A 12549-nucleotide genomic window follows, 5' to 3' on the forward strand; every position below is an offset into this window, starting at 1 on the left:
CCGAGCATCGATACGGCCGAGCGTCGATGGCCGTGCGTCGAAGCCCGTGCGTCAATATCGGATCGCGTCGATGACCTTCACCCGCACGGCGATGAGCGCGGGCATAAGACCCGCGAGCGCGCCCACGAGCGTCGCCGCGCCGAGACCGAGGAGCGCGGCATCCGCGGGGAAAGGAGGGAACTCGGTGACGAGCCCCTGCCCGATCAGCCCTTCGACCCACGGGTTCTTCACGATGAGCACCGCGGCCATCACGCCGATGGCGCCGGCCGCGATCGTCGCGACGACGCTCTCCATCATGACCGCGAAGAACACCCGCCCCGCCGTCGCGCCGAAACTGCGGCGGATGCCGATCTCGCGGATGCGCTGCTTGACCGTCACGAGAGCGATGTTGAGCAGCCCCAGAGCGCCGAGGAGCAGCACGAGCACGGCGATCCCGCCGACCCCGAGAGTGAGCGGCAGATACGGATCGCCTCCATAGGCGGCGTAGTCCTGCCGGTTGGCGTACACCTGCGCGCCCTCGCCGAGGGCGGCCGTGAAGTCGCGCTCGAGCGCCCCCGTGAGCTCTCCGGCGACGGCCTCGGGAACCCACATCTCGTACTGCGGGCTCTGCTGCGAGGCCGCCTCCGGGCCGACGAAGGCGAAGTATGCGTCGGCGAGCATGTACATCTCGGGCTGCTGCTGCCACGACGGGGAGGTGTAGACGCCCGTCACGACGGCGGTGGTCGGATACTCGCCGAGCAGGGAGACGGTGGGATGGGTCGAGAGCTCGGGCGAGCCGAGCCGCTGCCAGAAGAGCTGGTTGACGATGATCGCGGGTGCGAGCCGCTCGGCGTCGCCCGGGGCGAACCACTCGCCCTGGTCGAGCACAAAACGATGCATGGCGCCGTAGGGCTCGTCGACGGCCTGCGTCGCGACCGGCACGGCGCCGTCGACGAACTGCACGAGACCCGTGCCGCCCATGAGCACCCGGCTGGCGTAGCCGACCCCGTAGCGCTCGACAGACTCGCTCCAGGTCTTCTGCATGACCTCGGGGTCGACGGCCGAGCCATCGGGCATGCTCGCCGACAGGTAGATCGACGCGGGGCGGCCGCTCGACCTCTCCTGCACCTCGACGGTCGCCTGCTTCGCGACGGTGCCGAGGCCCACGACCGTCGTGAGCGCGCAGACCGCCACGGCCACCCCGATGAGCGAGAGCAGCACGCGGGTCTTGTGGATGCGGAGCTCCTGCCACGCCTCCAGCAGGGCGCCCACGAAGCTCGTGCCGGCGTCTCTCACGAGGCCTCCCCCGCATCGGTGGCGGGGCCGGCGGCGGGGCCGGACACCGCGATGAGGCCCTCGGCCGCATGCACGGAGACGGGGGTCAGCACACCGTGGTCGAGCCGGAAGTGCCGCGACGCGAGCTCGGCGATCGCCAGATCGTGGGTGATCGTCACGAGGGCCGCGCCCGAGGAGCGCGCCACCTCGTCGAGCAGCTGCATGACCGTGCCGCCGGTCTCGACGTCGAGGGCACCCGTGGGCTCGTCGGCCAGGATGACGCGGGGCTCGCGCACGAGCGAGCGTGCGATGGCCACGCGCTGCTGCTCGCCCCCCGAGAGCTTGTGGGGCATCGCCGTGAGCCGGTGCGAGAGGCCCACCCGGTCGAGCATGGCCGAGGCGATCTCGCGCCGCCGCCAGAACTGCCGCCCGCTCGCGTAGAGGAGCGGGGTCATGACGTTCTCGAGCGCCGTGCGGCCCTCCAGCAGGTTGAACTGCTGGAAGATGAAGCCCACGTCGCGACCGCGCAGGCGGTCGCGCTGCCCGGAGGAGAGCGACGCGACATCCTGCCCGTCGAAGACGAGACGGCCGCTCGACGGGCTGTCGAGCAGACCGAGCAGGTTGAGCAGGGTGGACTTGCCGGAGCCGGAGCGCCCGACGATCGAGATGCGGTCGCCCGCGTCGACGGCGAGGTCGACGCCGCTCAGGATCGTGAGGGGCGGGGCGTCGGGCAGCTCGATCGTGCGGGTCACGCCCTCGAGGAGGAGGAGCTCCACTAGAACGCCACGGGTGCGCACATCATGCCGCCGTCGCCGACGGGCGTGCAGTTCTGGCCGTCGGGGCCGCCGGGGGCCACGGCCCCGGGCACGAACTGGAGCACGGTGTCGCCCTCGGCGACCCCTCCCGTGATCTCGACGTTCTGCCCGTCGTTGAGCCCGAGGGTCACGGGGCGCTCCTCGGTGGCGCCGTCGGCCCCCACGAACCAGACGACCCCCGTGTCGGCCGAGCCCTTGACCGCTGTCGTCGGCACCACGAGCACGTTCTCGGCCGTGCCGCCCGCGATCGTGACCTCGGCCGCGAGGCCCGAGAACACCTTCACCTCGGGAGGCACGGCGCACCGCACGGTCGCCCCCGCGGAGCCGCCCCCGCCCGAGGCACCGCCCGCGCCTCCGGACCCGCCCGCGTCCGCCCCGGCGAGCGGGGTGGAGATCGTGAGCCCCGTGCAGGTGAACGGCGCAGGCCCGCCGGTGATCGCGACGCTCGCCTCCGTCGGCTGGTCGACGAGACGGTACTGCTGCTCGGGGCTCAGCGAGCCGCTGACCGAGAACGTGGGCGGGGCCACCTGCGCGGTGTCCTCGCCCACGGCGACCGCCTGGCCGTGGATGACCGACAGCGCGCTCAGCACGCCGTTCGTCGGTGCGAGCACCTTCTCATAGCTCACCGAGGGCTTGGGCTGGCTGACCGTGACGCTGCCGTCGGGGCCCGTCGACTCCACGGGGTCTCTCGGCGTCTCGACCTTGATGTCGAAGAGCTCGTCGCCGGCCGCCACCGGCTGGCCCGCCGAGACGAAGATCTCGTCGACCGTGCCCGCGGCGACCGCCTTGACGGGCACCGCGGGGTCGGCCGACACGGTGCCGTCGAGAGTCACGTCGTTCGTGATCGTGCCGAGCGCCACCGAGTACTGCGGCTGCGTGACCTGGCCGGTCGGCACGGCCGGATCGCTCTCATCACTCGAATCGGGGAAGAACGCCAGCTTGCCGAGAGCGATGGCGATCGCCGCGACGAGCAGGATTCGGATGATGGGGAAGACCCACTTGCGCGCGATGCCCACACGGCTCCTCAGGTTCGGCTGGTGGTTGAACTCTCACCGTAACCGAACGGGGCGTACGAGAAAATCCCTCGTGGGGATGATCCTGCTACACCCTTGTGACGACGCGTCTGTGGAGGGCCCGTGGAGGGCTCCGCCGTTCAGGCCTCGATGACCATGGGGACGATCATCGGGCGACGGCGGTACGAGGTGTTGACCCAGCGGCCGACCGTGCGGCGCACGACCTGCTGCAGTGCGTGCTGCTCCCTGATGCCGTCTCGCGCGGCATCCGCGAGAGCTGCGATGATCTTCGGCTTGACGTCGTCGAACACCGACTCGTCCTCGGCGAAGCCCTTCGCGTGGATCTCCGGACCCACGACGACCCGGCCGGTCGCCGACTCGACCACGATGATGATCGAGATGAAGCCCTCCTCGGCGAGGATGCGGCGATCCTTGAGATCGGCCTCGGTGATCTCGCCCACGGTCGATCCGTCGACGTAGACGTAGCCGAGGTCGAGCTGGCCGACGACCGTCGCGACGCCGTCGCGCAGGTCGATCACGGTGCCGTCCTCGGCGAGGATCGTGTTCGCCTCGGGCACGCCCGTGTCGCGCGCGAGCTTCGCGTTCGCCACGAGGTGGCGGTACTCGCCGTGCACCGGCAGCACGTTCTTGGGCTTGAGGATGTTGTAGCAGTAGAGCAGCTCGCCCGCGGACGCGTGACCGGAGACGTGCACCTTCGCGTTGCCCTTGTGCACGACGTTGGCCCCGAGCTTCGTGAGCCCGTCGATCACGCGGTAGACCGCGTTCTCGTTGCCCGGGATGAGGCTCGAGGCGAGGATGACCGTGTCGCCCGGCCCGACCTCGATCTGGTGGTCGAGATTGGCCATGCGGCTGAGCACCGCCATCGGCTCCCCCTGCGAGCCCGTGCTCATGTAGACGATCTTGTCGTCGGGGATGTCCTTGGCCTTCTTGTAGTCGATGAGCACGTTCTCGGGCACCTTGAGGTAGCCGAGCTCGGCCGCGATCGTCATGTTGCGCACCATCGAGCGCCCCAGCAGGGCGACGCGGCGGCCGTTCGCATGCGCGGCATCCAGAACCTGCTGCACACGGTGCACGTGGCTCGAGAAGCTCGCGACGATGACCCGGCGCGGCGCCCGCGCGATGACGGAGTCGAGCACGGGGCCGATGGAGCGCTCGAGAGCCGTGAATCCCGGCACGTCGGCGTTCGTCGAGTCGACGAGGAAGAGGTCGACGCCGCGTTCGCCGAGACGCGCGAAGGCGCGCAGGTCGGTGATGCGGTTGTCGAGCGGGAGCTGGTCCATCTTGAAGTCGCCCGTGTGCAGCACGGTGCCGCCCGGGGTCGCGATGAACACGGCGAGCGCGTCGGGGATCGAGTGGTTGACCGCGACGAACTCGAGCTCGAAGGGGCCGAGCTTCTCGGTCTGGCCTTCGGAGACGGTCAGGCTGTACGGCTGGATGCGGTGCTCCTTGAGCTTCGCCTCCACGAGGGCGAGCGTGAGGCTCGAGCCGATGAGCGGGATGTCCTGGCGCAGGCGCAGCAGATAGGGAACCGCGCCGATGTGGTCTTCGTGCCCGTGGGTGAGCACCACGCCCACGACGTCGTCGAGGCGGTCGCGGATCGGGCTGAAGTCGGGCAGGATCAGGTCGACCCCGGGCTGGTCGACCTCGGGGAAGAGCACCCCGCAGTCGACGATGAGGATCTTTCCGGCGTACTCGAAGATCGTCATGTTGCGGCCGATCTCGCCGAGACCGCCGATCGGGGTGACGCGGAGTGTCCCTTCTCGGAGTTCGGCGGGAGCGAAAACGGTGCTGGGCATAGGCCCTCCTAGCGGGTTGTGCCGGCGACCTTGGGCAGAGCGCCGCCAGCGGCGGCATTGCGGTCGGGCCGGAAATTGCTGAAGTCGAGACCCGGGATGTCGCGCACGAGATCGATTTCGTCTTCGATCTGCGCGGCCTCCCATTCCTCGGGGCCCACGAGCGGCAGGCGAACGCGCGGGCTGCCGATGCGGCCCAAACCGTGCAGGATGTACTTGGCCGCGACCGTGCCGGGCACGTGGGTCATCACCGCGCGCACGAGAGGCTCGAGCTTCTGGTGCGCGGCCGTCGCTGTCGGCAGATCGCCGGTGTTGACGGCATCCACGATCTGGCGGTACGGGGTCGCGGCGATGTTCGCGGTCACGCCGATGAGGCCCGTGCCGCCGATCGCGAGGGTGGGCAGCGCGTTGGCGTCGTCGCCCGCGAAGTACATGAGGTCTGTCTGGTTGAGCACACGGCTCACCTCGCTGAGATCGCCCTTGGCGTCTTTCACGGCGAGGATGTTGGGGTGCTTCGCGGCGCGCAGGATCGTCTCGTATGTGATCGGGATACCCGTGCGCCCGGGGATGTCGTAGAGGATGACCGGCAGATCGGTCGCGTCGGCGATCATGCGGAAGTGGGTGAGCACACCGGCCTGGGTGGGCTTGTTGTAGTAGGGCGTGACGATCATGTTGCCGTCGGCCCCCGCCTTCTCGCTCTTCTTCGCGAGCTCGATGGCGTGGGCGGTCTCGTTGGAGCCGCCGCCGGTGATGATCTTCGCCCGGCCCGCCGCGACCTCTTTGCCGACCTCGACGAGGCGGATCTTCTCGGGGTCGGTGAGCGTGCTCGTCTCGCCCGTGGTGCCCGTGACGACGATCCCGTCGGCGCCTGCCGTGATGACATCGTCGATGTGCTTCTCGACGTCGGCCCAGTCGACCTCGCCGTCGGCGGTGAAGGGCGTGACCAGGGCGACGAGCACCTGGCCGAAGGGATTAGTAGTCGTAGACACGACTCTCAGCGTATCGCCTGCGCGGATGCCGCGGCATCCAGACGGGGTGTCGTGCACAACTGGCGCACGGTGGTCTCCCTCGCGCAGCGCAGCGAGGACCGCCGCCGCCACGAGCGGGCCAACTGGACATGACCATTCGATAGCGGAAGCGGAGCACCCGATGACCCAGGGCGATCGATCTGAGACCTCGAAATCCAGCCTGACCGGAAAGACTCCTGCATCCGGGTTCGACGGAGGGCTGTCACGGAGCGTCATAGAGCACCACGAGAGGATGACGCGGCGTAGCCTCTGTGCACGATGAACTGGATCGGCGCGGCTGCAGCGGTGCTCGGGCTCGTCGCCGTCGCGACGGCGGCCGGCCTGATCTGGCGCGCCCGCACGGGCAGGGCTCGCGCGCAGAGCGGGCTCGAGATCGTGACGGCGCAGGATGTCGCGAGCGAGACCCCCTTCGGAACGAGCGCGACTCTCCTGCAGTTCTCCACGGAGTTCTGCGCCCGCTGCCCCGCGACCCGCACGATGCTCGGAGCGACGGCCGCGCGGCATCCGGGGATCGCCCACGTCGACGTCGACCTCACCCACCGTGCCGACCTCGCCGACCGCTTTCACGTCATGCAGACGCCGACGACGCTCATCCTCGACCGTCACGGCGCCGTGCGGGCCCGCATCGGCGGAGCACCCCGCCCGCAGGCCGTGCGGGAGCACCTCGACCGGATACTCCAGGAGGCCTAGATGACCACGAACACAGGCATGGGCACGAACACGGGAATCGACCCGCGCGGCCCCCGATTCGGTGCGGCGATCACCGCCGTACTGCTGCTCGCCGTCGTCTTCCTCGGCATCGCCGGGGCGGACGCCGCGGCGACGATCGTGCTCGCGGTCGTCGTGCTCGGCTTCGCCTGGGGCGCCTTCGCCGGGATCGCGCGCCACCCCTACGGCCTGCTCTTCAAACGGCTCGTGCGCCCGCGACTCGCGCCGCCGAGCGAGCTCGAAGACCCGGTGCCGCCGACCTTCGCTCAAGGAGTCGGCCTCGTCATCACGGGCGTCGGGCTCGTGCTGGGCCTCGTCGGAGTGCCCGGTGCGATCGTGGTCGCGGCGATCCTGGGCTTCATAGCCGCGTTCCTCAACTCGGTCTTCGGATACTGCCTCGGATGCCAGCTCTACCTGTTGCTCGTACGGGCCCGGATCCTGGGGCGGGGCGCCGCCGGAGTCTGACCCGTTCTCCGCCTCGAGACCATAGGCTTGAGGTGCGGTGCGATGCCCCGCCGCTCCCGCGCACAGCGGGCCGCGACCTTCGTGCAAGGAGAAGACCATGGCTGTTACCAGTGAAGCTACGACCGTGTGGACCGGCGACCTCGCTCACGGCGCGGGAACCACCTCGCTCGACTCGTCGAAGGCCGCCTCGCTCGCCGTGAACTGGCGCGCCCGCTCGGAGGGCGACAACAGCACGACGACGCCCGAGGAGCTCCTCGGCGCGGCGCACGCCTCCTGCTTCTCGATGGCGTTCGCCAGCGCTCTCACCAAGTTCGGCACGGCGCCCGAGAGCATCCAGACGACGGCCGCCGTCACCTTCCAGCCGGGCACCGGCATCACGGGCAGCCACCTGCTCGTGAACGCCAAGGTCCCCGGCATCAGCGAGGAGGACTTCGACCGCATCGCGGCCGAGGCGAAGGCCAACTGCCCGGTCTCGCAGGCGCTCTCCGGCATCCCGATCACCCTCGAGGCCTCGCTCGCGTAGTGGCTCCCCTCTCCTCCCCCCATCGCAGACGCTCCACGGGCGGCCCGCTCCGGATCCTCATGGGCGGCGCGTCCGGCATGATCGGCACGACCCTCGCGCGGGCGCTCGAGGAGGACGGCCACGAGGTCACGCGCCTCGTGCGCCGGGCCCCGCAGAACGATCACGAGGTGAACTGGGCTCCGTCGGCGCGGATGCTCGACTTCACGCTCATCGACCGCGCCGACGTCGTCGTCAACCTCTCCGGCGCCTCGCTCAGCCATCTGCCGTGGACCTCCTCGTACAGGAAGCAGATCCTCGAATCCCGGGTGCAGGCCACGCACGCCCTCACCGACGCCATGCGGATGGCCTCATCGCCTCCCGCGACGTTCCTGAGCGCCTCGGCGGTGGGGTTCTACGGCGACCGCCCGGGCTCCCGGCTCACCGAGGAGTCCGCAGCGGGAACCGGCTTCCTCGCCGATCTCTGCCAGGAGTGGGAGACGGTGGCCGACCTCGCACCCGAGAAGACCCGGGTCGTCACGCTGCGCACGGGCCTCGTGCTCGGGCCGGAGGGCGCGCTCAAACCCTTGCGCACTCTCACGAAGCTCGGGGTCTCCGGGCACCTGGGCACGGGCGGCCAGCACTGGCCGTGGATCAGCCTCCTCGACGAGGTGGCCGCCATCCGGCATCTCGTCACCTCGTCACTCGACGGCCCCGTGAACCTGGCCGGGCCGACGCCCGCGACAGCGGACCGCCTGATGAAGCGGCTCGCCTCGGACCTGCACCGCCCGTACGCCTTCCGCATCCCCGAGAGGGCGATGACGCTCGCGCTCGGCGAGGCCGCGCACGAGCTGCTGCTGTCGAGCCAGAAGGTCATCCCGCAGAAGCTGCTCGACGACGGCTTCGCCTTCGAGCACACGACGGTCGATCAGGCGGTCGACTGGGCGGTGTCGGCCCGGTAGAGGGCGATCGCCCGGCGGATCGCCTGGCGCGCGCGGCGGCGGTCGCCCGAGGCGTCGTACACGATGCCGAGACGGAACCAGGCCCGCCAGCTCTGGGGGGACGCCTCGGTCTCGGCCCGATACGCGGGGAACACGGCATCCGCCTCGTCGCGTAGCGGTCGACCGCTCGGGCGCACCTCGACCTCCTCCTCGGGCAGACCGCCCTCGGCCTCGAGGATGCGCGCGAGCCGTTCGGACCGCACTCCGAAGAGCAGCTCGCGCACGAGGGCCCAGGCGCCGATGACCGGCAGCACGAGCAGGGCGACGCCCATGATCCGCGCGATCGTGTTGTCGGTGAGCAGCAGCAGGACGGCCTTCTGCGCCACGAGCACGAGGTACAGCACCAGGAGCACGGCCATCACGATGACCGCGATGCGCCCCCTCACTCGACGAAGGTCTCGGCCGGCGCCGGCGCCGCGCTCGGCATGCCGAGGTCGATGAGCTTGTCGAGGCCCACCGTGAGGCCCCGGGCGTCGCGCAGGGCACGCAGCGCGAGCATGATGCCCATCGCGTAGGAGCTCGGCGAGTACGTCGTGTGCGAGATCGTGAGGGTCTCCCCCGTGCCGCCGAGCACGACGTCCTGCTTGGCGATGAGCCCGTCCATCCGCAGGCTGTGGATGGGGATCGACGCGACCTGCTGGCCGCGAGCCCGCTGGTCGGCGTGCGGCGCCGCGACGGGGCCGAGCTCCGCACGCGCCTCGCCCATGAGCTCGGCGGTGCGCACGGCCGTTCCCGAGGGCGAGTCGACCTTGCCCGACTGGTGGGCCTCGATGATCTCGATGGACCCGTAGAAGCGCGACGCCATGGCCGCGAACGCGGTGCCGAGCACCGAGCCGACCGAGAAGTTGGGCACGACGATCACGCCCACCTCGGGCAGCGCGGCGAGACGGCGGCCGAGGCCGGCGAGGCGGTCGCCCGACCAGCCCGAGGTTCCGACGAGCACGTTGAGGCCGTGCGAGACGGCGAAGTCGACGATCTCGGGGCTGACCGCGGGAACCGTGAAGTCGACGACGACGTCGGCCGTGAGCATCTCCGCGAGATCGCTCGACGAGCCGAGCCGGGCGACGACCTCGAAGTCGTCCGACGCCGTGATCAGGTCGATCGCCTGGCGCCCCATCTTGCCTGCTGCGCCGACGACGGCCACACGAGTTGTCATGCCGCCAATCTATCAATCGGATGCTGGGTGCCGGCTCGGGCGCGACGCCCCGGCCCTCTCCGGGCGCTCTACCCTTGAGCTATGACGCCTCGTTTCGAGCCCGCCGCGGTCACGGATGCCGCGGCACACGCCCTGCTCACCGAGTACTTCGAGCACCGCGCGCAGGGCTTCCCGGCCGCGCAGGGCAGCTACAGCACCACCTATCCGGATCCTCGGGACTTCGTGCCGCCGAACGGGGTGTTCCTGCTCGTGCTCGACGAGGGCGGGGAAGGCGGCGGAGGCGGCGCGGACGGCGGGCGCGGCGCGGCGGTCGGCTGCGGCGGCATCCGGCGTCTGGACGCGCCGGCGGGGATCGTGCGCTTCGAGGTCAAGCACCTGTGGATGCAGCCGCGCACCCAGGGCCGTGGGTTCGGCCGCGCGCTGCTCGGCGAGCTCGAACGGCGGGCGCGGGAGTGGGGAGCCACCGAGCTCGTGCTCGACACGAACTCGAGTCTGCGGGCGGCCGACGGCCTCTACCGCTCGAGCGGGTTCGCCGAGGTGGAGCCGTACAACGACAACCCGAACGCGACGACCTGGTTCGCCAAGCCGCTCGGCCGCGTTCCCTGAGCACACGTCGAGCGCGGGTTTGTTCGCGAGCGACGAGTGGCGGCGCTCGTCGCGCGCGAACAAACCCGCGCTCGGCGCTCCTGCTAGACCGTCTGCGGGTCGGGCATGCCCGTGCGCATCTCGACCGGCAGATGGCCGAGGTCGTTGTGCGTCAGCAGGCTCCACGGCCGGCCGGTCTTCTGGTGCAGGATCGTGAGACCGCAATTGGCCTGGTTGATGCCCACCCAGCGCCACTCCGGGGCGCCGAGGGCCTCGCGCACGAGCCAGGCGATCACGAAGTTGTGGGTGACGAGCAGATCGTGGTGCTCACCGCGCCGCGGGGTGAGGAACTCGACCGCCGCGTCGGCCATCTGAGCGCGGCCGGCGTCGATCTCGGCCTCGGTGACCGAGCCGAAGAAGGGGTCGAAGGCGGCCGGCGTCTCGGGGCTCTTGCCCGAGGGCACGCAGTCGAAGAGCAGCGAGGAGGGCTCCGGATCGAGGGCGGGCAGGCGCTCCGCCATGATCTTCATCGTCTCGACGGCGCGCTGCAGCGGCGAGTGCCAGGCGCCCGTGAAGGGAACCCCGCCCAGCCGCTCGGCGATGAGCCGCGCCTGGCGCTTGCCCCTGCTCGAGAGCGGGCCGTCTTGCATGCCGTACTCGGCATCCTGCTGCTCGCCGTGGCGGACCAGGTAGATGTAGTGAGACACACGCACCCCTTTCGTTTCGTCTCCAGCCTGCGGCCGGCAAGACCCGAGCGACTCTGCTCGGCGTCGTGGAACTCAGTGTGTTGCTGTGGTCGTTCCCGCGAGCGCGTCGAAGCTCGACTCGTCGAGCGGGCCGACCGCGGCGATCGACAGGGGGCGGGAGCCGAGGTCGCGAGCGAGCTCGCGCACGTCGTCTACCGTCACGAGCGCGAGGCGCCGGAGGTTCTCGTCGAGGTCGACGTACTCGCCGACGCTGATCTCCGCGCGGCCGAGCCTCGACATGCGGGTGTCGGAGTCCTCGAGCGCGAGAGCGGATGCCCCGGCCAGCTGCCCCCTCGCCCTGCGGAGCTCATCGGCCGTGACGCCGTCGCGCCCCACGGCGGCGAGCTCGTCGAGCATGAGCTCGGTCACGACCCGTGCCCGCGCGGGCGAGCAGCCGGCGTACATGCCGAAGACCCCCGCGTCGGAGTAGCTCGCCCCGAAGGAGTACACCGAGTAGGCGAGCCCCCTCTTCTCGCGGATCTCCTGGAAGAGCCGCGACGACATCCCTCCGCCGACGACCGAGTTGAGCACGCTCATCGCGAAGCGGCGGTCGTCGTTCGCGGCGAGCCCCGTCGTGCCGACGAAGACGTTCGCCTGCTCGGTAGGACGGTTGACGATGTGCACGGCCTCACCGCGCACGATCTGCGCGAGTTCGGCGGAACGGCGGGGCACCGGCGCGCCGGCCGCCCCGAGATCCCAGCCCGCGCTCTCGAGCGCGCTGCGCACGCCCGCGACGAGCTGGTCGTGGTCGACGGATCCGGCAGCGGTGATGACGAGGTCGCGTGCCTGGTAGTTGGCGCGGTAGTGGCTCCAGACGGCGTCACGGGTGGCCGCCCGGATAGCCTCGGGGTTGCCTCCCACGGGACGGCCCAGGGGATGCTCGCCGAGCACGGCCTCGAAGAAGCGCTCGCTCGCGACATCCGAGGGATCGTCGTCGGCCATGGCGAGCTCTTCGAGGATGACCTGGCGCTCGCTGTCGAACTCGACGGGATCGATGAGCGAGGAGGTGAGCATGTCGGCGATGACCTCGACGGCCATGGGGAGGTCGCCGTCGCGCACCTTCGCGTAGTAGCAGGTGTACTCCTTCGAGGTGACGGCGTTGTGCTCGCCGCCGACCGAGTCGAAGGAGATCGCGATGTCGAGGGCGTTGCGCGACGCCGTTCCCTTGAAGAGGAGGTGCTCGAGGAAGTGCGTGGAGCCACGGGCGACCGTGCTCTCGTCGCGGGAGCCGACGGCGACCCAGAAGCCGATCGTCGCGCTGCTGCTGCCGGGCACCCGCTCGCTGAGGATGCGGACGCCGTCGGGCAGCACCGTGCGCCTCACGAGAGCGTCGCCCGACGCGACGAGAGAGAGTTCGGCTTGGCCGAGCGGGAGGTCGACTGCACCGTTCATCGCACCCAGCCTACGACACCTTCCCCGGCCGTTCTGCGGCTCGTCACAGACTCGAAAAAACCGGGGGTAAAAA

At 70.4% G+C, this 12549-nt stretch carries 14 protein-coding genes; 5 read left to right on the plus strand and 9 right to left on the minus strand.

Features of this window, described 5'->3' with window-relative positions; translation table 11 throughout:
• Positions 1-51: 51 nt before the first annotated feature.
• The 5 genes from CLV54_RS11305 to dapA all read right to left on the minus strand — a co-directional run bounded on the left by CLV54_RS11305 (position 52) and on the right by dapA (position 5885).
• Positions 52-1275, minus strand: a complete 1224-nt coding sequence (locus tag CLV54_RS11305) for an ABC transporter permease (protein ID WP_100345105.1) — start codon at positions 1273-1275, stop codon at positions 52-54.
• A complete protein-coding gene (locus tag CLV54_RS11310; protein WP_100345106.1) occupies positions 1272-2030 on the minus strand; it encodes an ABC transporter ATP-binding protein in 759 nt (252 codons plus the stop codon). The genes CLV54_RS11305 and CLV54_RS11310 overlap by 4 nt, the downstream gene beginning before the upstream one ends.
• The gene (locus tag CLV54_RS11315; RefSeq protein ID WP_100345107.1) at positions 2030-3085 is read right to left on the minus strand and encodes an efflux RND transporter periplasmic adaptor subunit; all 1056 of its coding nucleotides are present in this window, start codon (positions 3083-3085) and stop codon (positions 2030-2032) included. The genes CLV54_RS11310 and CLV54_RS11315 overlap by 1 nt, the downstream gene beginning before the upstream one ends.
• Positions 3086-3222: 137 nt before the next feature.
• Positions 3223-4899 (minus strand): ribonuclease J, encoded by a 1677-nt coding sequence (locus tag CLV54_RS11320; protein ID WP_100345108.1) that lies wholly within the window; start codon positions 4897-4899, stop codon positions 3223-3225.
• 8 nt (positions 4900-4907) lie between these two features.
• Positions 4908-5885 (minus strand): 4-hydroxy-tetrahydrodipicolinate synthase, encoded by a 978-nt coding sequence (gene dapA / locus CLV54_RS11325; protein ID WP_100345109.1) that lies wholly within the window; start codon positions 5883-5885, stop codon positions 4908-4910.
• Positions 5886-6182: 297 nt separating this feature from the next.
• Here dapA and CLV54_RS11330 point away from each other — a divergent pair, with 297 nt between their 5' ends.
• From CLV54_RS11330 to CLV54_RS11345, 4 genes are all read left to right on the plus strand, one after another.
• On the plus strand, positions 6183-6614 hold the full coding sequence (locus CLV54_RS11330; RefSeq protein ID WP_100345110.1) for a TlpA family protein disulfide reductase: 432 nt from the start codon (positions 6183-6185) through the stop codon (positions 6612-6614).
• Positions 6615-7097: a DUF4395 domain-containing protein gene (locus tag CLV54_RS11335; RefSeq protein ID WP_100345111.1), complete on the plus strand. Its 483-nt coding sequence runs from the start codon at positions 6615-6617 to the stop codon at positions 7095-7097.
• A gap of 97 nt (positions 7098-7194) precedes the next feature.
• Positions 7195-7620: an OsmC family peroxiredoxin gene (locus tag CLV54_RS11340; RefSeq protein WP_100345112.1), complete on the plus strand. Its 426-nt coding sequence runs from the start codon at positions 7195-7197 to the stop codon at positions 7618-7620.
• 59 nt (positions 7621-7679) lie between these two features.
• Entirely contained in the window at positions 7680-8558 is an 879-nt protein-coding gene (locus CLV54_RS11345) for a TIGR01777 family oxidoreductase (RefSeq protein WP_100345113.1), read from the plus strand.
• On the opposite strand, the gene CLV54_RS11350 is transcribed toward CLV54_RS11345, so the two are convergent.
• Positions 8525-8983: a hypothetical protein gene (locus CLV54_RS11350; protein ID WP_100345114.1), complete on the minus strand. Its 459-nt coding sequence runs from the start codon at positions 8981-8983 to the stop codon at positions 8525-8527. The two genes, CLV54_RS11345 and CLV54_RS11350, sit on opposite strands and share 34 nt — an antisense overlap.
• On the minus strand, positions 8980-9753 hold the full coding sequence (gene dapB / locus CLV54_RS11355) for a 4-hydroxy-tetrahydrodipicolinate reductase (protein WP_100345115.1): 774 nt from the start codon (positions 9751-9753) through the stop codon (positions 8980-8982). The genes CLV54_RS11350 and dapB overlap by 4 nt, the downstream gene beginning before the upstream one ends.
• A gap of 81 nt (positions 9754-9834) precedes the next feature.
• On the opposite strand from dapB, the gene CLV54_RS11360 reads away from it, so the two are divergent.
• Entirely contained in the window at positions 9835-10359 is a 525-nt protein-coding gene (locus CLV54_RS11360) for a GNAT family N-acetyltransferase (protein WP_100345116.1), read from the plus strand.
• A gap of 83 nt (positions 10360-10442) precedes the next feature.
• On the opposite strand, the gene CLV54_RS11365 is transcribed toward CLV54_RS11360, so the two are convergent.
• Together CLV54_RS11365 and CLV54_RS11370 are read right to left on the minus strand one after the other, a co-directional pair.
• The gene (locus tag CLV54_RS11365) at positions 10443-11045 is read right to left on the minus strand and encodes a histidine phosphatase family protein (RefSeq protein WP_100345117.1); all 603 of its coding nucleotides are present in this window, start codon (positions 11043-11045) and stop codon (positions 10443-10445) included.
• Positions 11046-11117: 72 nt separating this feature from the next.
• Positions 11118-12476 carry a M16 family metallopeptidase gene (locus CLV54_RS11370; RefSeq protein ID WP_100345118.1) on the minus strand — a complete coding sequence of 453 codons (1359 nt, stop codon included), beginning with the start codon at positions 12474-12476 and terminating at the stop codon, positions 11118-11120.
• Positions 12477-12549: the final 73 nt, after the last annotated feature.

It is taken from the genome of Compostimonas suwonensis (assembly GCF_002797855.1).
Taxonomy (GTDB): domain Bacteria; phylum Actinomycetota; class Actinomycetes; order Actinomycetales; family Microbacteriaceae; genus Compostimonas; species Compostimonas suwonensis.